The organism is Trinickia sp. Y13 (genome assembly GCF_029522115.1).
Lineage (GTDB): Bacteria > Pseudomonadota > Gammaproteobacteria > Burkholderiales > Burkholderiaceae > Trinickia.
The window spans coordinates 617819-640831 of the sequence record NZ_JAKWFK010000002.1 but is presented as its reverse complement, the minus strand read 5'-3'; the positions used below and the strand labels follow the sequence as shown (position 1 = coordinate 640831).

Annotated in this window: 24 protein-coding genes and 5 pseudogenes; 8 read left to right on the top strand and 21 right to left on the bottom strand. The window is 63.2% G+C overall.

From position 1 onward, the window contains the following. Nucleotide 1: 1 nt before the first annotated feature. The 13 genes and pseudogenes from MMB74_RS06060 to MMB74_RS06000 all read right to left on the bottom strand — a co-directional run bounded on the left by MMB74_RS06060 (nucleotide 2) and on the right by MMB74_RS06000 (nucleotide 12289). Nucleotides 2-1792: a ribonucleoside triphosphate reductase gene (locus MMB74_RS06060; protein WP_277427681.1), complete on the bottom strand. Its 1791-nt coding sequence runs from the start codon at nucleotides 1790-1792 to the stop codon at nucleotides 2-4. 307 nt (nucleotides 1793-2099) lie between these two features. After that, nucleotides 2100-2339 (bottom strand): annotated as a pseudogene (locus tag MMB74_RS06055) (DUF2249 domain-containing protein); the annotation flags it as partial. Between the two features lie 103 nt (nucleotides 2340-2442). Further along, nucleotides 2443-3576, bottom strand: coding sequence for a hypothetical protein (locus MMB74_RS06050; protein ID WP_277427736.1), 1134 nt, complete (start codon nucleotides 3574-3576; stop codon nucleotides 2443-2445). A 5-nt stretch (nucleotides 3577-3581) separates the two neighbouring features. Further along, the gene (locus MMB74_RS06045) at nucleotides 3582-3920 is read right to left on the bottom strand and encodes a metal-sulfur cluster assembly factor (RefSeq protein ID WP_277427680.1); all 339 of its coding nucleotides are present in this window, start codon (nucleotides 3918-3920) and stop codon (nucleotides 3582-3584) included. 105 nt (nucleotides 3921-4025) lie between these two features. Beyond that, nucleotides 4026-6305: a nitric-oxide reductase large subunit gene (locus MMB74_RS06040; protein ID WP_277427679.1), complete on the bottom strand. Its 2280-nt coding sequence runs from the start codon at nucleotides 6303-6305 to the stop codon at nucleotides 4026-4028. A gap of 282 nt (nucleotides 6306-6587) precedes the next feature. After that, nucleotides 6588-7112, bottom strand: a complete 525-nt coding sequence (locus MMB74_RS06035) for a hemerythrin domain-containing protein (RefSeq protein ID WP_277427678.1) — start codon at nucleotides 7110-7112, stop codon at nucleotides 6588-6590. A gap of 137 nt (nucleotides 7113-7249) precedes the next feature. Continuing rightward, entirely contained in the window at nucleotides 7250-7495 is a 246-nt protein-coding gene (locus tag MMB74_RS06030; RefSeq protein ID WP_277427677.1) for a DUF1272 domain-containing protein, read from the bottom strand. A 138-nt stretch (nucleotides 7496-7633) separates the two neighbouring features. Continuing rightward, nucleotides 7634-8185: an aspartate carbamoyltransferase gene (locus MMB74_RS06025; protein WP_277427676.1), complete on the bottom strand. Its 552-nt coding sequence runs from the start codon at nucleotides 8183-8185 to the stop codon at nucleotides 7634-7636. Between the two features lie 10 nt (nucleotides 8186-8195). Then, nucleotides 8196-9266 carry an ACR3 family arsenite efflux transporter gene (gene arsB, locus MMB74_RS06020; protein ID WP_277427675.1) on the bottom strand — a complete coding sequence of 357 codons (1071 nt, stop codon included), beginning with the start codon at nucleotides 9264-9266 and terminating at the stop codon, nucleotides 8196-8198. A 26-nt stretch (nucleotides 9267-9292) separates the two neighbouring features. Beyond that, nucleotides 9293-9787, bottom strand: coding sequence for an arsenate reductase ArsC (locus MMB74_RS06015; RefSeq protein ID WP_277427674.1), 495 nt, complete (start codon nucleotides 9785-9787; stop codon nucleotides 9293-9295). 32 nt (nucleotides 9788-9819) lie between these two features. Further along, nucleotides 9820-10296 carry an ArsI/CadI family heavy metal resistance metalloenzyme gene (locus tag MMB74_RS06010; RefSeq protein ID WP_277427673.1) on the bottom strand — a complete coding sequence of 159 codons (477 nt, stop codon included), beginning with the start codon at nucleotides 10294-10296 and terminating at the stop codon, nucleotides 9820-9822. Between the two features lie 13 nt (nucleotides 10297-10309). Next, nucleotides 10310-10633 carry a metalloregulator ArsR/SmtB family transcription factor gene (locus MMB74_RS06005; RefSeq protein WP_277427672.1) on the bottom strand — a complete coding sequence of 108 codons (324 nt, stop codon included), beginning with the start codon at nucleotides 10631-10633 and terminating at the stop codon, nucleotides 10310-10312. Between the two features lie 147 nt (nucleotides 10634-10780). Further along, nucleotides 10781-12289 (bottom strand): SAM-dependent methyltransferase, encoded by a 1509-nt coding sequence (locus MMB74_RS06000; protein ID WP_277427671.1) that lies wholly within the window; start codon nucleotides 12287-12289, stop codon nucleotides 10781-10783. A 316-nt stretch (nucleotides 12290-12605) separates the two neighbouring features. On the opposite strand from MMB74_RS06000, the gene MMB74_RS05995 reads away from it, so the two are divergent. Continuing rightward, nucleotides 12606-12821 (top strand): DUF3820 family protein, encoded by a 216-nt coding sequence (locus tag MMB74_RS05995; RefSeq protein ID WP_277427670.1) that lies wholly within the window; start codon nucleotides 12606-12608, stop codon nucleotides 12819-12821. A gap of 45 nt (nucleotides 12822-12866) precedes the next feature. Here the strand turns inward: MMB74_RS05995 and MMB74_RS05990 are convergent. The 5 genes and pseudogenes from MMB74_RS05990 to MMB74_RS05970 all read right to left on the bottom strand — a co-directional run. Then, a pseudogene (locus tag MMB74_RS05990) lies at nucleotides 12867-13583 on the bottom strand (MBL fold metallo-hydrolase); the annotation flags it as partial. 31 nt (nucleotides 13584-13614) lie between these two features. Further along, nucleotides 13615-14061, bottom strand: a pseudogene (locus MMB74_RS05985) (succinylglutamate desuccinylase/aspartoacylase family protein); the annotation flags it as partial. A gap of 8 nt (nucleotides 14062-14069) precedes the next feature. Beyond that, nucleotides 14070-14393: pseudogene (locus MMB74_RS05980) on the bottom strand (LysR family transcriptional regulator); the annotation flags it as partial. A gap of 33 nt (nucleotides 14394-14426) precedes the next feature. Then, nucleotides 14427-14666, bottom strand: a pseudogene (locus tag MMB74_RS05975) (helix-turn-helix domain-containing protein); the annotation flags it as partial. Nucleotides 14667-14804: 138 nt separating this feature from the next. Beyond that, entirely contained in the window at nucleotides 14805-15749 is a 945-nt protein-coding gene (locus MMB74_RS05970) for a LysR family transcriptional regulator (protein WP_277427669.1), read from the bottom strand. A 151-nt stretch (nucleotides 15750-15900) separates the two neighbouring features. Here MMB74_RS05970 and MMB74_RS05965 point away from each other — a divergent pair, with 151 nt between their 5' ends. Beyond that, nucleotides 15901-16755, top strand: a complete 855-nt coding sequence (locus tag MMB74_RS05965; protein WP_277427668.1) for an oxidoreductase — start codon at nucleotides 15901-15903, stop codon at nucleotides 16753-16755. A 79-nt stretch (nucleotides 16756-16834) separates the two neighbouring features. On the opposite strand, the gene MMB74_RS05960 is transcribed toward MMB74_RS05965, so the two are convergent. Beyond that, the gene (locus MMB74_RS05960; protein ID WP_277427667.1) at nucleotides 16835-17704 is read right to left on the bottom strand and encodes a LysR family transcriptional regulator; all 870 of its coding nucleotides are present in this window, start codon (nucleotides 17702-17704) and stop codon (nucleotides 16835-16837) included. Nucleotides 17705-17804: 100 nt separating this feature from the next. On the opposite strand from MMB74_RS05960, the gene MMB74_RS05955 reads away from it, so the two are divergent. Then, complete coding sequence (locus tag MMB74_RS05955) at nucleotides 17805-18791, top strand: zinc-dependent alcohol dehydrogenase family protein (RefSeq protein WP_277427735.1); 987 nt, start codon at nucleotides 17805-17807, stop codon at nucleotides 18789-18791. A 57-nt stretch (nucleotides 18792-18848) separates the two neighbouring features. Further along, nucleotides 18849-19106, top strand: a complete 258-nt coding sequence (locus tag MMB74_RS05950) for a LysR substrate-binding domain-containing protein (protein ID WP_277427666.1) — start codon at nucleotides 18849-18851, stop codon at nucleotides 19104-19106. Between the two features lie 50 nt (nucleotides 19107-19156). Here the strand turns inward: MMB74_RS05950 and MMB74_RS05945 are convergent, their stop codons facing one another. Both MMB74_RS05945 and MMB74_RS05940 read right to left on the bottom strand, forming a co-directional pair. After that, complete coding sequence (locus tag MMB74_RS05945) at nucleotides 19157-19552, bottom strand: hypothetical protein (RefSeq protein ID WP_277427665.1); 396 nt, start codon at nucleotides 19550-19552, stop codon at nucleotides 19157-19159. Between the two features lie 354 nt (nucleotides 19553-19906). Continuing rightward, nucleotides 19907-20569 carry an alpha/beta hydrolase gene (locus tag MMB74_RS05940; protein WP_277427664.1) on the bottom strand — a complete coding sequence of 221 codons (663 nt, stop codon included), beginning with the start codon at nucleotides 20567-20569 and terminating at the stop codon, nucleotides 19907-19909. Nucleotides 20570-20811: 242 nt separating this feature from the next. On the opposite strand from MMB74_RS05940, the gene MMB74_RS05935 reads away from it, so the two are divergent. The 4 genes from MMB74_RS05935 to MMB74_RS05920 are packed head-to-tail and all read left to right on the top strand — an operon-like array spanning nucleotide 20812 to nucleotide 22979. Continuing rightward, nucleotides 20812-20973, top strand: coding sequence for a hypothetical protein (locus tag MMB74_RS05935; protein ID WP_277427663.1), 162 nt, complete (start codon nucleotides 20812-20814; stop codon nucleotides 20971-20973). A 15-nt stretch (nucleotides 20974-20988) separates the two neighbouring features. Continuing rightward, complete coding sequence (locus MMB74_RS05930) at nucleotides 20989-21510, top strand: sigma-70 family RNA polymerase sigma factor (protein ID WP_277427662.1); 522 nt, start codon at nucleotides 20989-20991, stop codon at nucleotides 21508-21510. Beyond that, nucleotides 21507-22307 (top strand): anti-sigma factor, encoded by an 801-nt coding sequence (locus MMB74_RS05925; protein ID WP_277427661.1) that lies wholly within the window; start codon nucleotides 21507-21509, stop codon nucleotides 22305-22307. The genes MMB74_RS05930 and MMB74_RS05925 overlap by 4 nt, the downstream gene beginning before the upstream one ends. A gap of 42 nt (nucleotides 22308-22349) precedes the next feature. Beyond that, nucleotides 22350-22979: a YceI family protein gene (locus tag MMB74_RS05920; protein WP_277427660.1), complete on the top strand. Its 630-nt coding sequence runs from the start codon at nucleotides 22350-22352 to the stop codon at nucleotides 22977-22979. Nucleotides 22980-23013: the final 34 nt, after the last annotated feature.

Below are 23013 nucleotides of genomic sequence, written 5' to 3'. Positions count from 1 at the left end.
GTTAGGACTCCGTAGTTTCAGTCGTTGCGGGTTGATTGCATTTGCGTTGAAGCAGCGCCTCGTCGCATTTGGGACAAAACTCATGCTTGCCGGGCAGATACCCGTGCTTTGGACAAATCGAGAACGTCGGCGTGACGGTGATGTACGGCAGCGAGAAGCGGCTCAGCGTGCGCTTGACGAGTTCTCGGCAGGCGTCGGTCGACGATAGCGGCTCGGTCATGTAAAGATGCAGCACCGTGCCGCCCGTGTATTTGCGCTGCAAGTCGTCTTGATGCTCGAGCGCTTCGAACGGATCTTCGGTGAAGCCGACCGGCAACTGCGACGAGTTCGTGTAGTACGGCATCTCGGGCGTGCCGGCTTGCAAGATGTCGGGGTAGCGCTTGCGGTCTTCCTTGGCGAAACGATAGGTCGTGCCTTCTGCCGGCGTGGCCTCGAGGTTGTACATATGCCCCGTTTCCTCTTGGAACGCGAGCATCCTCGCGCGAATCCGGTCGAGCAGACGCACGGCGAACGCATGGCCCCATTCGGTCGTGAGGTCGTGCTCGTCGCCCGTGAAGTTGCGGATCATCTCGTTGATGCCGTTCACGCCGAGCGTGGAGAAGTGATTGCGCAGCGTGCCGAGGTAACGCTTCGTGTAGGGGAAAAGCCCGTTGTCGATGTGCTTTTGAATGACGAGCCGCTTGATCTCCAAGCTGTCCTTGCCCAACTCCAAGAGGGTGTCGATGCGCGCCATGAGCGCCGCTTCGTCGCCCGCATACAGATAGCCGAGCCGCGCGCAGTTGATCGTGACGACGCCGATCGAACCGGTTTGCTCGGCCGAGCCGAACAAGCCGTTGCCGCGCTTGAGCAACTCCCGCAGATCGAGCTGAAGGCGGCAGCACATCGACCGAATCATGTTCGGCTTCAGTTCCGAATTGATGAAGTTCTGAAAGTACGGCAGGCCGTAACGCGCTGTCATCTCGAACAGACGGTTCGCATTGGGGCTCGTCCAGTCGAAGTCTTCGGTGATGTTGTAGGTCGGAATCGGAAACGTGAAGACGCGGCCCTTGGCGTCGCCGGCCTGCATGACTTCGATGTAGGCCTGGTTGATCATGTCCATCTCGGCTTGCAGCTCGCCGTAGGTGAAGTCCACCTCCTTGCCGCCGATGATGGGCACTTGCTCGCGCAGATCCTCCGGGCAAACCCAATCGAACGTGAGATTCGTGAACGGCGTTTGCGTGCCCCAGCGCGAAGGCACGTTCAGGTTGTAGATGAGTTCCTGAATGTATTGGCGCACCTCGTCGTAGCGCAGGCCGTCCGTGCGCACGAACGGCGCCATGTACGTGTCGAATGAGCTGAACGCTTGCGCGCCGGCCCATTCGTTCTGCAGCGTGCCGAGGAAATTGACGATTTGCCCGACGGCGCTCGACATATGCTTGGGGGGGCCTGCTTCGACCTTGCCGGGCACGCCGTTCAGCCCCTCGGTCAGCAACGTGCGCAGCGACCAGCCGGCGCAGTATCCCGAGAGCATGTCGAGATCGTGGATATGCAGATCGGCGTCGCGATGCGCTTGGCCGACGGCGGGCGGATAGATATGGCTCAGCCAATAGTTGGCGACGAGCTTGCCCGAGATGTTGAGAATCAACCCGCCCAGCGAGTAGCCCTGATTGGCGTTCGCATTGACGCGCCAGTCTAGCCGGTCGAGATATTCGTCGATGGCGGAACCGACTTCGACGAAAGGCTTGGACCGATCGGCCGCTGGCGCGAGACGAATGGCTTGGGGGAGACTGTCAAGCGTTGGCTGGCGTTCCATGCGGTCCTCGATGAGCACAATATGTTGTGATGTTGCTCATCGTATGCACCATATATGGTGGGGTCAATGCCGGTTGTCGGCATTATCGCGTCTTCTTGACCTGGGTTAAGTTTCGAGCGGTCGCGCCCCCACGCGGTGCGCGACCGATTGCCGTGGCGGCTGGCGGTTCCGCCGCTGGCCTGCCGGGGCTGCCCAGATGCCGAGCTGCTTAGCCGCCGCTGCAGCCGCAGCTGCCGGCGCCGCCACCGGCGCAGCCGCCTGCAGAGGATTGCTCGGCGGCGGGGGCGCCTTCGTTTGCGGTGAGCCAGATGCCGAAGTCGATGGCGACGCGCTCAGGGGAGCGCTCGACATACTGAATGCGGACCTGGTCGCCGTAGCGCTGCTGGATTTGATTGAGCAGCGGCAGTGGATCGTGATCGTTGACGAAGCGCATCGTTTCGCCGTGATCGAGCGTCTCCAGTGCCGCGAAGATTGCGGCGTGACGGAAGCGCTTGGCGATGCCGCGGGCATCGAACAGATAGGTGGCGTCGGGGGAAGGGTGGGCCATGCTTGACTCCGATAGGCAAATCAAAGGAAAAATGCGGTCCGCGCCGAGAAGCGCGCCGCCGGTAATCGATAGAGAGAACGGTTAGGAGTGCGAATTGCTTGCGTCACCTCCTGTGCGAGACGGTGCGCGATTCGATGCGCGATTCGGTGCGCGCAGCCCACGCCGCCCGCGCCATGACGGCGACGAACAATGCGAGCGCAATGGCATTGCCGATGGCGCCCGCGCGGCGCAAGGCGAACGCATCCATGAGCGCGCCGGCCACGCGCGCGGCGAGCGCGATATGGAGCGCGACGAGCGGCAGGTAGAAGACGGGGCGATAGCTCACGCGCAGGCGTGCGACCGCGGGCAGCACGATCGGCGCATGGCCGAGTGCCATCGAGATCACGAAGCCGAGCGTGAGCGCATGCAGCGCGGCGTCGTGCCAGGGGTGGCCGACGCGCCAAGCGCCGAACACGCCTAGCGCGCCGCTCAGCGCCAGCCATGCATAGCCCGACAGCAAGCACACTGCGATGAAGCGCGTCAGGCCGCGTTGGCGCACCGTGACGCGCGCGATGTCGTAGCGCGTGAGCCACGCGGCTAGTAGCGCGAGGCATGCGGAGAAGATGCGCAGGCCTGCGTCGGGCATGCGCAATGCCCAAACGACGCTGGCGAGCAAAACGACGACGATCGTCACGAACCAGGCCCGTGCGCGCCGCGGCGTGGGCCGCAGGCGTGTGAGCTCGAGCCGTTCCGCGGCGATCGTCAAAACGAGAAACGCGATCCAGCTCGGCACTGCGACGAGGGGCGTGCTTGTCGTGAGCCAGAGTAGATCGCCGAACCACCAGCTCGATACCCCGAGTGCGAGTATCGCCAGATGCAACTCGGTGTGACGGCGCACCAAGCCCAGCACGCTCGCGAGCGCGAGCGAGGCGCCCGCGAAGAGCAGCAGTTGCGCGAACATGGGCGGCGCGCCCGCCAACAGCAGCACCGCCGCGAGTGCGACGGCCACCGGCGCGGACAGGTGACGGCCGCCGCCGAGCGCGACGGCTCGCTCCAAGCTCACCACCGCGCCGAAGAACATGGGCAGCACCAGCACGCCGTGCCACACCGCATTGGTCAGTGCATGGCGGGGCAGCGCCACGCCGAAGCGCGCCAGCCCGGCGAGCACGCCGCAAGCGAACGTGAGCACGATTGCCGCGGCGAACGCAAGCCGCATGGCAACGCGTAGCGGCGGGGCCTTCGAAACGGCGTGCGGCATCCGGTTCAATCGTCGCTCCATCCCAGTGTGTCGCGCGCCGCATCGCTCATCATGGACGGGTCCCAGGGCGGTTCCCAAACGAGATCGATGTCGACGCTCGTGCCGATCGAGAGCGATGTGTCGATGACCGCGCGCACGTCGTCGAGGATCGATTGACCCATCGGGCACGCGGGCGAGGTCATGGTCAAGGCGATGCGCCAGCCTTCGTCGTTCGATTCGACGTCGTAGACGAGGCCCAGATCGACGATGTTGATGCCGATCTCGGGATCGATGACTTGCGTGAGCGCAGCGTGTATCAGCTCGCGCGTCATGGGCGCGGTGGAGGCGATCGGTGTGGCGTTCATGGTATTTCTCCCAACAAGTTCGATGGCCAGACGGCCGGACCCAAGGGTCCGGCCGTCGCGAGGCGTCATGCGAACACGAGCCCTATCAACTGAGCATGGCGCGATTTACACGCGATGCACCGCGGACTTCACGGGCGCTTCGATCGGCCGGCCGGGACGCAGCAGGCGCAGGGCGAACCACCCGAGGTAAAGCACACCGATCGCGAACAGGATGTCGCCGGGCACGCGCACCCAGACGAGCGCCTGCATGATCGGCGCATGCACGACTTCAGGCGAGCGCGCGTACCAGAGCCCCTTGCTGACGCTGGCCCATGCTTCGTAGATCCCCGACGGCAGGATCGAGAAGAACACCATCATGAATAGACCAATGTTGAGCAGCCAGAACGCGGGCTTGAGCAGCGAGTCGTCCCAAGCTTCGCGCGCCGACAGGCCGCGCAGGCAGAACAACATGAGACCGATGCCGAGCATGCCGTAGACACCGAACAGCGCGGCGTGGCCGTGCGCGGGCGTGATGTTGAGCCCTTGCACGTAGTAGAGCGAAATCGGCGGATTGATCGAGAAGCCGAGCAGCCCTGCGCCGACGGTGTTCCAAATGCCCACTGCGACGAAGCAGAGAATGGCCCACTTGTACGTTTGAACCCACGGCGCCGCCTTCGTCTTGCGGTACGTTTGCCAGCCTTCGAGCCCGATGAGTGCGAGCGGGACGACTTCGAACGCGGAGAACACCGCGCCGACAGCGATCACGGCCGTCGAGGCGCCGGTGAAGTACAGGTGGTGCAGCGTGCCGAGAATGCCGCCGAAGAGGAACACGATCGTTTCGAGCACGATGGCGTTGTTGGCCGACTCGATTCGAATGAGGCCCAGGCGCGAGAAGATCAGTGCGATCACGGCCGTGGCGAACACTTCGAAGAAGCCTTCAACCCACAGATGCACGAGCCACCATCTCCAGTACTCGATCATGGAGTAGTGCGTGTGCTGGCCCCAGGCGAGCGAGGTCGAGTAGAACGCGCCGATACAGGCGGCGGACAGGAACACCATGCCGATCAGGCCGCGTCCGTTCGTCTTCGGGTTCTTCAGCGCAGGCATCAATGCGCGACCCATCAACACCAGCCAGAACAACAGGCCGACGAACAGCAGGATTTGCCAGACGCGACCCATGCTCGTATAGGCGAGCCCCTGGTTGCCGATCCAGAACGCGAAATCGGTGCCGCGATGCTGCAGCGTGCCGAGCCAGCCGAATGCCGTCGATCCGACGACGATGAACAGCAGCGCGTAGAACAGGACATCGACCCCGAGCTTTTGGTACTTGGGCTCGTGTCCCGACAACAGCGGCGAGATATACAAGCCGGTCGCGAGCCAGGCCGTGGCAATCCACAGCACGCCGAACTGCGTATGAATCGTGCGGCTCACCACCCACGGCAGCACCTCGGCCAGCGGGAAGCCGAAGAAGCTGTGACCCTCGACGGCATAGTGGGCCGTGATGGCGCCCATGCCAACTTGCACGAGCAGCAAGCCGATGACGACGTAGAAGTACTTCTTGGTCGCCTTCATCGAAGGCGTTGCCTTCACATTGAACAGCGGGTCTTGCGCGGGCGGCGCGACCGGCGCTTCGCCGGAGTCGTGCGCCGAGTGATACCAGATCATGGCGGCAATACCGGCGAGCAACAGGATCACGCTCACGATCGACCACATGCCGTTGGCGACCGTCGGATTGTTGTCCACGAGCGGTTCGTGCGGCCAGTTGTTCGTGTACGTGATGTTCGATTGCCCGGGGCGATCGGTCGTTGCCGACCAAGCCGACCAGAAGAAGAACGCGGCGAGTGCTGTGCGATCGTCTGCGCTTTGAACCGAACCCGCGTTCATGGCGTATTGATCGCGCAATGTATCGAGCGAGTGATCGGTGCCGAACAACGCTTCGTAGTGAGCGGCGACATCGCGGGCGGCGCTGGTGCGCGCATCGGACAACGTGATACGGCCCGTCGTGGCGTCGTAGCGGTTTGCGCGCATCTCGCGCTTCAGGCGCGCGTCCAGCGTGCCTTGCTCGTCCGGCGTGAGCGCCGCATACGGCTTGCCGAATTGTTGCTGGGCCCAGTTTTCGCGCAGTTGCAGCGCTTCACGGTGCAACCAATCGGCCGACCAATCGGGTGCAACATAGCTGCCGTGACCCCAGACGGTGCCGAGCTGCTGGCCGCCGGCTGCGAGCCAGACTTGCTGGCCGCGTTTGACTTGATCGCCGGTGAACAGGACTTGACCGCTGTCGCTTACGACCGCGCTCGGAATAGGCGGGGCGGCCAAATAGATTTCCCTGCCCAGCCAAAGCAAGGCGGCGAACGATAGCAGGCAGACCAGGCCCAGCCATCTCCATAAGCGTCGTGTTGATTGCATATCCTCTCTCCTAGAGGGTGAAGTGCCGGGGACGTGGCGCGATTCGCGATGCGATCCCGCTGAAGCTGCGTTTAACATGCATTGCGTGTACATGTTAAGGCGGATCATAAGATCGATTTTTGATCTATGTAAAGGTTGAGCGCAGGTTGCATGCTGCAGTTTTGCGCGGGGTACGCGAGAAAACATCTATAAGAAATCGATGTTTATGGGCGCTTTGATGGGGATTCGCGCCATATTGACGCAGGGACTTGAAGACGTTGTTGCAGCGGTACGGCGGTGCGTTCAGCCGGCGCCGTGCAACGTCCTGCGTCTGCGCATGCCGTCGGCGAGCGACAAAATCTGATCGCGCGGCAGCCGCAGGATGGCGCCGAATACTTCGCGTTCTTCGCGGTCGGCATAGGCGGGGTAGCGCGCGGCGAATTTGCCGAGCACGTCGGGGCGCTTCGATGGGCGTCGGTCCCGCACCCCTTGCAGCCAAGCGCGCACGGCGCGCCAGGTGCGCATCAGCGATTCGTGCTCGGCGTCGAGGGCGTCGAGCGATTGCACGATGTCGGTGTCGCCGAGACGACGCAGCGTGGGAAACAAGTCGCCGCGCTCATCGGCGTGGTGCAGGGGCACCTCCTGCTCGAAATAGGCGAGGATGTCATGCGCCGTCGAGCGCGCCGTATCGTCGGGCCCGTAATGGATGAGATGGATATCGAGCCGCAGCATTAGGCCCGAGAAACGGCGAATGTCGGCATGACAACCCAGCAACTGCTTCATGGGGTCGGCGAAGCCGATGTCTTGCGGGGCTAATGACGGAGGCATGCTCGATACGCTCGGGGACCAGGATCGGCGTATTGTTGCAGCGCTCGGCGCGGGGCCGAGTGATATATGTCAAGGGTTTGCGAAGAAGCGAACCGCGGTTCATGGTCGCGTCCGGTGGACGCTGGCCGCTCCTACGCTCAGGTTGCCTTGCCGCATTCGGGATTGAAGACCCGCTTGCTCGATGGGGGATTGTTGGCCAACTTGGTCGCGGGGCGGCGTGGCCGCGGGACCAACTCGCCGCCGCAATTGGGGCAGGCGCCGTGCAGGACGTTCGTCGCGCACTCGGCGCAGAACGTGCATTCGAATGAGCAGATTCGTGCGTCTTCGGCTTGGGGCGGGAGATCTTTGTCGCAGCATTCGCATCCTGGGCGCAGTTCGAGCATGGGCGCTATTCTCCTGCTTGAGAGAGGGGGGATGGCGGGGGCGCGGGCTGTGCGGTGGCCGATGCGCCGCGCAAGCACAAAAGCAGGGTATCAAGGCGGCAACGTCGATGACTGCCATTTAGCTGTCAGTGCCGCCTTCTACTTCTGCATCGAGCCATCGGACCCATGATGTTGCATCATGCCCCCCTGATGCCCTGCCATCGCGTCGCGGCCGTGGTCGGACACCTGCGCGTCGAACCATTCATGGATCGCTGCGACGAGGCGAGGGTTGCGGCTGCGATAGGCGACTTCGCCACCATCGGGCACGTCCCGATAGTGAATATCGAGCTCGCCCTGCCGTGCCGCACGTAACGCCCGCAGGCCCGGCATGTCGTTGCCGTGAATCTGCTCCGGTGCATCGAAATGCCCTGCCGCAAAGTCCTGGGCGATCGCCGCAAGATGGGCGCGAATCAATGCGACCTGCTTCGGGTCCGGGCGCTTTTTCGTGAGTACCTGCTGGATTCCGCCGTCTGCCGTCTTCGTAAAGACGTGAGTGGTCGCGGTAAGGGAAAACGGCATCACCTGCGATCCGCGTCGCGCGACATCGCTCTGGCGTGCGGTGGTTTCGGCAATAGCGGGCGGCGCGAGCACAGCGGCGCCGAACAAGACGGCGGCCGAGGCTGCGATAACCACGATGGACGAGCGTTTCATCGAATACACCTCAGGCGCGTTCGTACCAGCCTTTCGAACGATTGACGATGCGCACCACGAGCAGCATGACGGGTACTTCGATCAGCACACCCACCACGGTTGCCAGCGCCGCGCCGGAATTGAAGCCGAATAGGCTGATGGCGGCGGCGACCGCGAGCTCGAAGAAGTTGGACGCGCCGATGAGTGCAGACGGACAGGCGACGTTGTGCTTTTCGCCGACCGCTCGGTTGAGCCAGTACGCGAGCGCCGAGTTGAACAGCACCTGGATCAGAATGGGCACCGCGAGCAGGGCGATCACGAGCGGTTGCTCGAGGATCGCCTCGCCTTGAAATGCGAACAGCAGCACGAGCGTCGCAAGCAACGCCGTGATCGACCAAGGCCCGATCGTTTCCATCGCCGCATCGAATGCGGCTTGTCCCCTGCGCAGCAGTGCCTTGCGCAGCATCTGCGCGAGCATCACCGGAATCACGATATAGAGGACAACCGAGGTGAGCAGCGTGGCCCATGGCACGGTAATGGCGGAAATGCCGAGCAGCAACCCGACGAGCGGCGCGAAAGCGATCACCATGATGCTGTCGTTCAGCGCCACCTGCGACAGCGTGAACAACGGATCGCCGCCCGTAAGCCGGCTCCAGACGAACACCATCGCCGTGCAGGGCGCGGCGGCGAGCAGGATGAGGCCTGCGACGTAACTGTCCAGTTGCGCGGCAGGCAGCATCGGCGCGAACAGGTGCTTGACGAACAGCCAGGCGAGAAACGCCATCAAGAACGGCTTGACGAGCCAGTTCACGATCAACGTGACGGCGATGCCTTTGACGTGCTGACGAACTTCATGCAACGCGCTGAAGTCCACCTTGACCAGCATCGGAATGATCATGATCCAGATCAGCAGACCGACCGGTAGATTGACGTGCGCGTATTCCATTCGACCGATCGCCTGGAACACACCGGGGAGCAACTGGCCGAAGACGATCCCGGCGACGATGCATAAGGCAACCCAGACGGAGAGGTATCGCTCGAAGAAGCTGATGGGCGCTTTCGCCAGGGACTTTTTCGAAGGCGTGACGTGAGTGGCGGTCATGAGATTTTTTGGGCAGGTCCGGCGGTTCAGCGCGTTTGAATGCCGTTCAACGCGTGTCGAAGCTCGGTGTCGCTTAAACGATCGAGCGGAAGTGCGAGCAACTGCAGCATGCGGTAGCCGATCGCCTGGCGTGTGAGTTCGAACGCCTGCCGTTTGCCCTCGTCGCCGCCAGGCGCATTGGACGGATCGGGGTAGCCCCAGTGAACCTTGACGGGGCTTGCAGGCCAAAGCGGACATTGCTCCGCGGCCGCGCTGTCGCACACCGTAACGACGATACGCATTCGCGGCGCATCGTCGGCGGCGAATTCATCCCAGCTTTTGCTCCGATAGCCGGCGGTATCGACGCCCGCATTGGACAGCGCTTCGAGCGCGAACGGATTGATGCGCCCGCTCGGCGCGCTGCCGGCGCTGTAGGCGCGCACATCCTTGCCCAGCTTGCTTGCCCAGTGGTTCAACATGCCTTCGGCAAGCACGCTGCGCGCGGAATTATGGGTGCAGAGAATGAGTACGTTCGTCGTCATTGCGGGCTTCGCCTGATCGTCGTGAAGTGGGCTCAACAGCAGGCGGATCCGGCCGGTTTGACAGAGTCGTCGGCGGCTTTGCCCGGTGAGGCGCAGCAAACCGATGCACGCGAGGATGACGTCTGCTGACTGCCGCCGCCAAAAACCGGAACGTTATCCAGCGTATGAAAGTGTTCCCAAGCGATACCCTGCGGATCGACGATCCAGTGCTTGTCGCTGCGCGCATAGCAACATGTGGTTTCGCCCTGGTCCAGCAAGGCCATATCGGCGGCCTTCGCTCTCTGCGCGAGGTCGGCGAGGTCTGCGGCCTCCTCCACCTGAAAGCCCAGATGGTCTACGCCGGTTTTCGTGCCACGAGTCGAAATCGCAAAGTTGATGCGAGGATCGTCCAGCATCCATTTGGCGTAGTCCGCTTCGAGCTTTGCCGGCTCGGCCGCGAACAGCTTCGTATAAAACGCGACGCTCTGTGCCAGATCGTCGACGTGAACATGGACGTGAAATCGCTTCATGAGGGTGCTCCTTTCAGCACTTGCAGGAATCGGCGCTCGGCGCGAGGCAAGCCTCGCCCTGACAACAGTTTTCCGTGAGGAAGCCCAGCAGCGCGTTCATTCGCTCGAACGCGGTCCGATAGATCAGGCTGCGCCCGTCGCGCTGCTGAGTGACGAGGCCTGCGTGCATCAACTCCTTCAGATGAAAGGAGAGGGTTGCATTGGGGATATCGAGCTCGCCCGCAATGGCACCCGGCGTCAGGCCGCCCGGTCCCGCGACGACGAGCATCCGGAACACGCGCAAGCGCAACTCGTGAGCCAGCGCCGCAAGGGCGCGGATGACTTCGTTCTCTTCCATATTTCCAATATAATCGAAATATTATGCCGCCGCAAGGCGCGGCGGATGCGCCGCCTGAATCGGGCGCGGGCTGCAAACGATGAAGCGGCTTGCATCGCCCGATTGCATCACCCACCTGGTGACGGGTGATGCATGGGCACACCCAGATCAGACCGTTGCCAGAACGAGCCGCGTCGGTGGCGCGCCGAGCTTCAACCCATCCGCGCGGTTCGCGAGATAGCGCTCGTTCAACTCGCTCGCGGTCCAGCTCATGCTGCCGCTGAAGCCGAGCTTAGTCAACGTCTCGGTCAAAGCGGCAGGTTCGAAGAAGCTCTTCCACGGCTCGCCGCGCTCGGCAAATTGCGCCGTTATCTGCTCCATTGCGATGCGCATGATGGGGGGCAAGCTCGACAGCGGCACCGCGTATTCGAACAGCACGGCGCTGCCCTTGGCGCAGTTTGCGATGAAGCGCAAGGTCTCGGTGACGGCGTCCTCGTCGAGATACATCGTCACGCCCAGCCAGCTGAAATGAGCCGGGGCGCTAGGATCGAAGCCGGAGCGCGCCAAGCCTTCGGCCAGCCCGATGCGCTCGAAGTCGACCGGCACGAAACGCAGCGACTGCGGCGCCGCGAGGCCGGCTTCTTGCAGGCGCGCGCGCTTCCACTCCTGGGTGGCCGGCAGATCGACTTCGAAGACACGCCCCGGTGCATCGGGATGCCTGTAAGCGGTCGTATCTAAGCCCGCGCCGAGGACGACGTATTGGCGAACGCCGCGCTCGAGCGCCTCGCCCCACACGTCGTCGGCCAACCGGCTGCGTACGACCAAGGAACTGCGCATGCCTAAGGACACCGGCTGACGAAACTTCTCGAGGTTCTCGCGCAGTGCCTGCTGCTCGCCTTCGCCAAGAAGCGCCAGCGCGAGCGGATCGTCGAGCACGAGCGGACGATCGAGCAACTGGTGCGCTGCCCGCTGGATGGCCACGGTCAGTGCGCTCGGTTTGGGTCCAGCGGCAGCGGGGGTGAAGTCGTTGCCCACCATGCGCGCCTTGTGCAGATAGGCGAGCGTCGCCTCGTCGAAACCAATGCCCAAGAACAAATCCGGTTCGCGCATCAAGGCTCCGCGAACACAGGCTTCCAACACAGCGTCGTCTCCGCAGAAGCTTTCGCGAAAAAGCTGCTGCCAGCGCTCGACCATCGCCTGCACGGGGGCAGCCCTCACATCCGTGCCAGCCTCCATGTGAGCTCGCAGTTCAGTAATCAGCTCGGGCTTCGCTCGCCGGTTCTTGGGCGCGAGCTGCCGACGCCGCACCTCTTCGGCCTGCGCGGCGCTGAGATACTTCGCGAATACCGCGCAGCGCGCGTGGATGAATGCTTCCTCGATCCATGCGAGCATCGCTGCGGTCATGCCCGCGACTTGCGGGGCGGGCAGCTCGCCAAGCTGCATCCTTAGGAGCTCGAAGGCGAGGGTCGAGTCGTGGGGTGTCATTAGGGTCAAGGATCGGATCCAGCGCCACGCTAGCGCCTGCGCCGCATGGCTCGCGGCGGGCTGCGCTTGCGCCACTGCTTGGCGGATCTCTTCGACGAGGGCGATCCACGCCGGGTCCGTGCGCGCGACGGCATCCGGCCCGGAGTCATACGTGGTGTCGAGTCCGTCGCTACTCGCGTGTTTTGATTCCATGCGCATTTGCTCCCACGTATTGGGTCGGTCGGTCGCCGCTGTTTTCATCGCGGGCGGCGGGCGTAGGGATCCCATACCGGCTGTCGAGATTCGCTTTCGCATGCGCAATGCGATGCAAGCCGTGCAAATCTCGTCAGCGCGATCGCAGCGACGACGCGACTGATTCCATCGGCGCGCGCATCCCTTGCTGTGCAGGATTGCCGCGCATGCAGCCATGCTAGGCCAAATGAAAGCCTAAGCAGGGCAGCGCGACGGGCGGTAGAAACAATACCAGCTTTCGGCGCGACGGCACGCAAAGCGATGCACAATATCGGGCATGCAAGCCCCAGACCTCGAACGCCTCGTCACCGTCGCCATGCCTTTCGGCAAATACAAGGGCCGGCTCATCGCCGATCTGCCCGGCCACTACCTCAATTGGCTGGCGCGCGAAGGGTTTCCGCGGGGCGACATCGGCCGGCTGCTCGCGCTGATGCACGAGATGGACCATAACGGCTTGAGAGGCTTGCTCGAGCCGCTGCGCAAACGCGGATAGCGGCAACTGTGAATTGAATCGAGGGGATTGGATCACTGATTCGGATCAAGCGGCCGCGTAGCGCCACTCGAAGCCATTGTCGAGCCGCTTGACCGTCCCCGCCGAGGTCTGTGCGAAGTGCGCGGCAAATATCGTCGCGCCCGTCTCCGCGGCATACGTCAGCAAGTGTCGACGCGATGCGCGCGCCTGCTCTTGATCGAGACAGAACACCGAATTCCATTCCGGCCGATGCACTTGGACCGCGCTGTGCATCACGTCGCCGGAGAAAAGCGCCGCTTCGCCGCGCGAGCGTATCTCGATCGCCATGTGGCCGATGCTGTGGCCGAACGTCGGTAGAAAGCGAATGCCATCGAGAATTTCTTCACCCGCGTCCGGCACTACACGCGCCTGTCCGGCTTCGATAACCGGAAGCACGCTATCGTCGAAGACCATTTGCCGCGGCGCCCCTTCCGGCGTGGCGAAAAAATCGCGCTCGCGCTCGCCGAATACATACGTCGCGTTCGGAAACACGGGCGCCCAGCGACCGTCCTGCCAATGCGTATTCCAGCCGACATGATCGACATGCAGATGCGTAAGCAGCACGTAATCGATCTTCTCGCGCTTGAACCCTGCCGCGTCCAGGCGCTCGAGCACGGGGTTGTCGAGCTTGTCGAACAGCGCACTGAACGGCCGCCCCTTGCCATTGCCGATGCCCGTATCGACGACGATCGTCGCGCAGTCGATTTCGACCACCCACAGATGCGTGTGCAAGGGCACGCGCTGGCGCCGTAGAGCACGATGGCGAGGCCACTGCAGCATGCAAATCGATCGCGACGTCGGCGCGCGGGAGCAGCTCCGTTTCGACGTAGTGCGCGATCATCTCCGTGGGGTGCCCGTTGCGCGCGCCGGGGAACAGTCGGTTCAGATTGCCGTGATCGATCGGCGAGGTGCGGGTGCCGTTGATGAAAGCCGGGAAATTCAGGCCGGGAACGACGATCAGGCGGCCGCGTATCGACAGCGACGGCATGCGCTGCATCCGCTTCATCAGCGCGACGGGGCCTTCATATTCGTCGCCGTGATTGCCGCCGGTCAGCAGAACGGTGGGCCCGGTGGCGGCGCCCGCATTGAGCACGGCGAGGGGAATCGGCACATGGCCGTATGCCGACCGGTCGTGTGAATAGGGCAGACGCAACGTGCCGGTTTGGAAGCCGGTGCGTTCGAAGTCGATATCGGTGGCGATGAGCGTAGCAGGACGGGACATGGCGCGTGCGAGACGATGCCGCTCCACGCGGCGTTTTCGACGAAGCCGATGCGCAAGTGGCCCTGCACGCCCGATGCGATGCGGCGCGCTAGCCGGTTCGCGCCATCGACGCGAGCGAGGATGTCGCGCGCCTCCGACAGATACGCATCGCCTGCGGGCGTCAGCGTCAAGCCGCGCGGCGTGCGTTCGAACAGCGCCGCACCGATGGCCTCTTCGAGATCCTGGATTTGGCGCGAGATGGCCGGCTGCGTCACGTGCAACTGCTCGGATGCGGCGCGCACGCTGCGCAGCTCGGCGACGGCGATGAAATAGCGAAGATGCCGAAGTTCCATGCTTGATCCAGGCAGGATGGGTTGTAGGCGATGCTAAGGAGACTCGGCACCGCGCGCGTTGCGCCGAATGGCTTGCGGCGGAAGGTGAAAGTCGCGCATGAAGGCCTCTCGCATATGGCGGCGGTCGCGGAAACCCGTTTCCTTCGCGATCACGTCGGGCGGGTAACGGCTTTGCTCGATCATCAGCCGCACTGCCTCGATGCGCAACTTTTCGATCGCTTTTGCTGGAGACCGACCCGTTTCGAGTGAGAATACACGGCTGAATTGACGCGGATGCCTTGCGTAGGAACTTCAGGATCTTGTCGTCTGCCGGCGAACCGAGCGAGTCGTTCACGCCAGCGACTATCCACGTGTCGACGTCGATCCGACCGCGCAGCGGCCGCGTTCGTATTTTGCGGAACCGGCTTCGGTTCAACTCTCTCCTTCGGCTTCCCGCAGTTCCGATGGCGTCAGATAAAAGTCCCGGCTCGCACTGATCTGCTCGATCATGAAATCCACCAACCGCCGCACACGCAGCGGCTGGTCCGTGCGGCTGCGGTAGTAAACGTATAGCGATTCGCGTTGTGTGACTGTTTCCGTCAAGAGCGGCACGAGCCGGCCGGCGCGAATATGCGAGGCCGCCGTGAAGCTCGCGAGTTGGCCTATACATAGGCCAGCCAGCACGGCGTCCGTTTCGGCGTCGACGTCGTTGGTCGAGACGGACGGCTGAATTTCGCGGTATTCGATCTCTTCGCCCGACTGGAATTCCCATGGCGCGAGGCGTCCCGTGTTCGCCCGGCGGTAGCCTGTGCATGCGTGCGCGGCCAGGGCGTCGATCGATGCCGGCTTGCCGTGGCGCGCTAGATAGGCGGGCGCCGCGCAGACGATCAGCTGAATCGGGCTCAGGCGTCGCGCAATGACGCCGTCGGCCGGCGGCGAGCCGCCGCGAAATCCCACATCGACGCGCTCCGCTATCTGATCGGTGAAGCGGTCGTCGAACTGCGCATCCACCTGCACTTCCGGATACATCCGCGAGAACTGCAGGATGTGCGGCCACAGGACCTTGACGCCGAACGCGCGTGGCGCGCTCACCCGTAGCGGGCCACGTACCTCTTCGCGCGAACGGCGTGCTTCGTCGATTGCGCGAGTCAGGATCACGAGCCCCGGTTCGACCGAATCGAGGAAGCGTTGGCCTTCTTCCGTCAGGCTCAGCTTGCGCGTCGAACGGTGAAAGAGCCGTACGCCCAGTTCTTTTTCCAGTTGCGCGAGCGCCTGGCTTGCGGCCTGCGGCGACACGCCGAGATCAACGGCCGCGCGGCGCAGGCTTCCGAGTGCCGCTGCACGCGTGAACACGGAAATCGCGCGGATTTCGTTCATCTGCACTCCAGGTTGGCTCAATATTCTTGCGAATGAGCGGTCGATTAGCAAGTGAATTTGGATTATCAATCTGCAGTTTGCCGCCTAGTGAGCAGCAACGTGCCTCCCTAAACTTTGTTCACCGTTCAACCATCAAGCGGAAACACAGATCATGAATGAAGCGAAACAGTTCAGACGGGTATGGTTGATCACCGGCGCGGCGCGCGGTCTCGGCGCCAAGATCGCAGAAGCGGCGTTGGCTGCGGGCGATGCGGTGATCGCAACCGGCCGCGATACGAAAGCCGTGACGGCACGGTTCGGCGATAACCCGGCAGTTTTTGCCGTCAAACTCGACGTGACCGATGAAGCACAGGCGCGCGCCGCTGTGGAAATGGGTGTCGCGCATTTCGGCCGCATCGACGTGCTGGTGAACAACGCGGGCTTCGGCCTGCTTGGCGCGGTCGAAGAATCGAGCGATGCCGACGTGCGCAGAATGTACGACACCAATGTGTTCGGGCTGCTCAACGTTACCCGGGCCGTCTTGCCGAAGCTGCGTGCGCAGCGCTCGGGCCACGTGATCAACGTCTCGTCGATCGGCGGCTTTCGCGCGGTGGCTGGATTCGGTGCGTATTGCTCGACCAAGTTCGCCGTCGAAGGCCTGACCGAAGCGCTGCACGCGGAACTCGCGCCGCTTGGCATTCATGTGACCGTGATCGAGCCGGGCTACTTTCGCACGGACTTCCTCGACGCTTCGTCGCTCGCCATAGCGCCCCACGTGATCGACGACTACGCCGCGACTTCCGGCGCGACTCGCGCGCGTGCCGGCGGGCTGAATCGCCAGCAACCGGGCGATCCGGCGAAGCTCGCCGCAGCGGTCGTCAAACTGGTGGATAGCGGCACGCCGCCTGTGCGCTTGCCGCTAGGCAACGACACGCTTGCGGCAATCGAACAGAAGAGTGCCTTCGTTGCGGCGGAAACAGAAGCGTGGCGAGCGGTGTCGTCGTCAACGGGCTTCGAGGACGCATAGCGGACCCCAAACAGAGGTGAGGCGGCGCGCAACGGGACCCGGCATGTTCGAGTGCGGCAAGGCGCAATGCGAGCCGCGCTCAAACGCTCGCCAACGCCTCGATCGTCGCATCCAGAAGTGCCCGTAGTCGCGCGACGCGACGCAGATCGCGATGATAGCCAAGCCAGACATCGCGCCCCGGCGGCGCCTCGCCAAGATCGATTCGCCGAAGTTCGGGCGTGGCGTCGCCAAGCGGGCAAGGCAGCACGGCGAAGCCGCTTCCTTCGACACACATGCGCGCCTGCACGCTGCGATTGTTGCTGCCAAACACAATCTTCGCCTTGGGCAGCATGCGCCTGACCCACTCGACGTCCGGCAGCGAGCCGAACGCGCTGTCCATGCTGATGAGCTTATGACCGTCACCGTCTCCGCGTGAAGGCGGGACCTGATCGACATGCCCGTACAACGCGTAGTCGATGTGCATGAGCTTGCGCTGGATGACGTCGGGTTCGTCGAAGGGGGTGATGCGGAACACCAGATCCGCTTCGCGCCGAGCGAGGTTGTACAGGCGCGAATCCGTGACGAGTTCCAGCGAGATACCCGGGTGTTTTGCCAGAAAGCGCGCGAACACCGGCGTGAGGATGTGTATGCCGAACCAGTCCGACGACGAAACCCGCAGCAGCCCGATTAGCTGCGTTTCCTTGCCGGTTAGCGCCCGCGCGAAGCCAAGCGCTTCCTCTTCCATTCTCTCGGCATAGGACAGCACGGCCGCGCCTTCGTCTGTCAGGACGAAGCCATCGCTGGTGCGCTGAAACAGCGTGTGTCCTAGGTCTTGCTCGAGCGCGCGCAACCGGCGGCCCATGGTTGGCTGGGTCTGTCCAACGCGCTTTGCGGCCGCCCCCAGCGTGCCGCAGCGAGCAATCGCCAAAAAGATCCGGACGTCGCTCCAGTCCAAGTTCATGCCATTCATTTTCGTTTGGATCTCATGCGATAACGTTGATGTACATGCATTCTCGCATGGTCCATTCTGCACGTATCCCCTTGTTTGTTCCATCGAAAAGGAAATGACCATGTCCATGCAGGCGCTCGTCCTCAGTCGCTACAACGGCCGGCTCGAATTGACGGAAATCTCGATACCGCAGCCCGCGCACGGTCAGGTGCGGGTGCGCATTGCCGCGAGCGGCCTCAACCCGCTCGACACCAAGATCCGCGCCGGAAGCGCGGCGCATGCGAAACATCCACTGCCGCTGGTGCTCGGCATCGATATGGCCGGCGTTGTCGACGCCATAGGCCCCGGCGTCACCGCTTTTAATGTCGGCGACAAGGTGTACGGGATGACGGGCGGCGTCGGGGGCATTCAAGGCTCGCTGGCCGAGTATGCGGTGGTCGATACTGATCTGCTCGCGATCCATCCGGCCAATCTCTCGATGCGCGAAGCCGCGGCACTGCCCCTCGCGTTTATCACGTCGTATTCCGGCATCGTCGACCGGGCGCATTTGCAAGCGGGGCAAACCGTGCTGGTGCAGGGAGGAGCAGGGGGTGTCGGGCACGTCTCGGTGCAGCTGGCGCGCGCGCTCGGCGCACAGGTCTTCGCGACAGGCAGCGCCGGGGACCAAGATCTCATTGCGCGTCTTGGCGCTACGCCGATCGATTACCGGGCGCAGTCCGTCGAGCAATACGTCGCATCATTGACGCAGGGCGCAGGTTTCGATGTGGTGGTCGACACCGTTGGCGGCGCAACGCTCGACGCTTCGTTCGCCGCGGTCAAGCATTTTGGCCATGTGGTCAGCGCATTGGGTTGGGGCACGCATTCGCTGGCTCCGCTCTCGTTTCGCGAAGCCACATACTCAGGCGTGTTCACGCTTTATCCGCTCCTGACGGGCCTGCATCGCGCGCACCACGGAGCGATGCTGCGCGAAGCCGCACGACTGGCGGAAGCCGGCAAGCTCATGCCGAATCTCGATCCTCGCCGGTTCGACCTAGGATCCGCGGAACTCGCCTACGACGCCATAACGAATGGCACCGCACGGGGGAAAATCGTGGTGGACGTAGCGTGAGGCGAGTCACCTGGTGACGCTCGCTCTCCCGACGGCAAGGGCGTAGAGCGCATCGCGGTGCGCGGTCGTCTCGATGTGAACGGCGGGCTTGCGCTTCGAGAAGCCGCGCTTGCGGGATTGGGCATCATTCTGCAACCGCAGGTGATGCTGCAGGACGATTTGGATGCGGGGCGGCTCGTTCGGCTTTTTCCCGACTGGCCGCCTCCCACGTGGCCTGTACATGTGGTGCATCTGCCCGATGCGCACCTGCCACCGAAGCTGGTCAGTTTTATCGCCTTTCTACAGGAAACGTTGGGTCGGGGCAGCGAGCCGTGACCCCGCCTTGTCGGTGAAGCCCGGCCTGCATCCATTTATCCTCGCCCCGGTTATTGCACGAAACGGGCGTCTAGCGCAGACAGAGTCGGCATGACCTCGAAGTACAGTTCTGCCGGAGAGCGGATCAGTAGCGCAAACGAATCCGCGTGATAGTGCCCAAAGGTCATGTAGACAAAACCGAAACGGTAGTCGACGACGAGTCGGCATTGCACGTGCATACCGTCTTGGCACGTGTATTCCATGAATTGCCCTTGGGTCGTCGCGCCGGCCGACGCTTGATTATGCGGCAATGCGCCGACGGTCACCGCGGCGTTCCGGATGACCGGCGCACTGACCTCGTGCCGGAGTACCGGCCCGTCATCCTTGAACGGCAAATAGCCATGCTCGTTCTGATGTATCGAGCGAGCATTGACTTCGAAGCTGTGAGCGAGGCTGTTCGTCCGCATCGCCTTGCGAAGCCGTTGCAAGAGAGTGTATGTCGCTGGCTTCCCTTCGAGACAGTCGTCGTGGAAGATGGGGACGGCTCTCTCCCTGTGGCGGCTGTCGGAAAATGTCAGGCATCCGTGGTAATGCCGGGAACCGCATTGATTGAAAAAAGTCCTCAGTTCAGACGGAAAATTGCCGCCGGATCCGTCATCGCTTCCAGGAACTGCTTGAAATGGCATGGTCTCCTCGCATTTATAAGAATTCACGTCACAACGCCAACTGACCGAGGCGCCTATCGTCGGTACGCTCGCACGCAGTGGGTCGGGTAGGCCTGCCACAGGCCGCATCCTCGCACATGTTGCATGCGCGCGGCTTCACATCGTCGCCGAAGTCTTCAAGAGAATATCGGTGAATGCCTCGGGGGCTAGCCGCGGAATATCGTGTGCGCAATCGAGCCGATGCGTGGCCCATTCAGGATCGCGTCGCAGACGCTCGTACAGGTCGAGAAACGGACTCGCCTCCCAGCCGAACGCGGCAACGAAGGTCTTGCTGCGGATATCGCGCCAATGGCCGGTTAGCTTGATTGCTTGCAGAAAGGTGGCGATGGGATGGGGCCGGCATCGGCTATCGAGATGCGCCGGGGGCGTGCAATTGAAGCCGTCTGCTGCCACGCCCGCTATGAAGCGTTCCCGATAGACGTGGCTGGTGAGCGACCAAACCGATGCTCCGCTGTCCGGCACATAGGCGTCGGCGTAGACGAGGGCCGCTACACGCGACGGTTCCTTGTCCGCCGCGCCCGTGATGACCATTCCCCCGTACGAGTGCCCCACGAGAACGGCGGGGGTATCCTGCTTACGAATCGCCTGCACTACGTCTTCGATATGGCGGTCTAGATTGATACCGGCCGAAGCCTCTTCGCCGAGCCCTGAAAGCGTGAGCGCCTGAACTTCGTGGCCCGTGCTCGTCAACAGCTTGCTGACGGCATCGAAGGCCCAACCTCCGTGCCAACCGCCTGGCACCAAAACGAATCGCGTCATGTGTTTTGTCCTCTCGAATGCGTCGGCGCTAGCCGGCGTTGGATGGTGGGTCACGGCAACGTCGATACGACCGTCGGCTCCAATCCGCGCCCCACACATGCGGGAACTTTAGCCGGTAAAAGAAGCGGCGCCTCAAAGGATCGACAGCGCCCAACATACGAGCCCATCTTTTTCTGCTCTCATGGAATAAGGTACGTACGCGGACCGTTTATGCCATGTCCTTGGACGCTAAGGAGGCGGAGATGAGATCGATGCGGATGCTTTTTGCCGTATTCAGCGTGCTTGCGCTCGTGTTGTCCGCTGGCTGCGGATCGATGAGCGGCATGTCCTCGTCGGGGCAATCGACGAGCGGTGGCTATGGCAGTGGCGCCAGTAGTGGCGGAAGCGGCAGCGGTGGTTACTGAGCGAGGTGTTCTTCAGTGAGCTTCGAAGCTGACGTCGTCGGGTGGCTTCCGCAGTTGCGGCGGTATGCGCGCGCGTTGACGGGCGATTCGGCTTGGGCAGACGACTTGGTGCAGGACACGGCCGAGCGTGCGCTCACGCGCGTGCGCGCTTTCCGCCCTGATAGCAACCTGCGCGCGTGGTTGCTGACGATTCTGCGCCATCTCTATATCGATCAGCTGCGTGCGCGCCGTGAAACCGCGATCGATAGCGAACATGCGCTGTGGCAAGGGCTCGAGGCGCCGAGCGGCCAAGTCGACTCGCTCGTGCTGCGCGACGTCCAGCGCATGCTTTACCGCTTGTCGTTCGAGCAGCGGGAAGTGCTTCTGCTCGCCTGCGTGGAAGAGTTGAGTTATCAGGAGGTCTCGGCAGTGCTCGGCGTGCCGATCGGCACGGTGATGTCGCGGCTGGCGCGCGCCCGCGAGCATATGCGGCAATTGCTTGCCGATGGTTCGCCGCGTCACGCGCCCTCGTTGAAAGCAGTGAGAAATACCAGATGAGCGACGATTCTCACCCCACGCCCCCGGATGGCTTCAGCGAAACGGAACTCGACGCGCTGTCGGCGTTCGTCGATGGCGAACTGCCGGAAGCGGAACGCCGGGCTGTCGCCGAGCGGCTCGCTGCCGACCCCGGTGCGGCGAGTCGCGTCGCGCATTACCGCGCGCAGCGCGCTGCATTGCGGGCGCTGTTTGCCGATCCCGCGGCGCAAACGAACGGCCCCTGCATCGTGCTGCGCACACGCACACCGTGGTGGCGGCAAGCCGCTTTGGCTGCGTGCTCGCTCGCAGCGGGTGCTGCGCTCGCGTGGTTTGCCGGTGGGCTTGCGGTTTATCGTGCGCCACCGGCTGCGCAGATGGCATTCGCTCGGCAGGCCGACCTCGCCTATGCGGTCTACGCCCCTGAACGGCAACATGCGGTTGAAGTTGCGGGCTCGCGCGAGGGAGCGCTCGTCGGTTGGCTCTCGAAGCGCTTGAATCGCCCCCTTTCCGTGCCGTCTCTCGACGAGTACGGCTATTCGTTCCTCGGCGGGCGATTATTGCCGGGCATAGGCGGCGGCCCAGCCGCGCAGTTCATGTATGAAAGCCGCGACGGCGAAAGACTTGCGCTGTATGTGAGTGCGGCGGCGCCTCGCGAGGCGCCGGTTCGGCTCTGGCGCCAGGGCGAGCGCCGCACGTATTACTGGGTGAGCCGGCAGACGGCTTATGCGCTCTCGGGAGAGATTGCGCAGGACCGACTGCGTGCGATCGCCGTGGACGTATGCGGCGATCTCGGCGGCCAGCCCGAGCAGTGGCGATAAAGACGCATGACGCTGAAAGATTGGCGCGGCCACGAGAGGACCATGAGTGCGTTGGGTGCATGGCTAAAGGCAATCGCGCGGGTGACGTGCGTTGCCTGCGCGGCGCTCGGCGTTGCCGTTGCGAGCGGCAATGCAAGCGACAGTGTCGCGCTGGAGCGGTATCGGCTGGACCCCGCGCGATCGGGCGTGGCGTTCGACGTCAAGTACTTGTGGCACTCGCGGCTCTCGATGCGGTTTGGCCGTATGCGAGCGCAGCTAGCGGGGGCCGAGGACGGCCTTGCCGCCGCGCGCGTGAGCGTGACGATCGATGCGGCGAGCCTCGAAACGAACATGCCGTTCGTGGCTGGGATCGTCGAAGGCGATGAGATGCTCGACGCGGCGCGCTACCCGTCGATTCGCTTCGTCAGTACGCGGTTCGTGCGCACGGGCGCCTCGAGCGGCCTGTTGGAGGGTCAGCTGACGATTCGTACGACGACGCGCCCGGTTACGCTCGTCGTGACGTTCGATGAAACGCCGCGCGGCGCGCCCGGCGATGCGCGACCGCTTGCTTTTTCGGCTGACGGCCATTTCAGCCGAGCGGCATTCGGACTATCGAGGTGGCCTGCCGCGGTTGGCGACGATGTCCACATGAGGATTTACGTCGAATTCGTCAGGGAGCGGGCGAATCCCTAGTCATTGCGTTCCCGTATTGCAACTGGAGACCGAT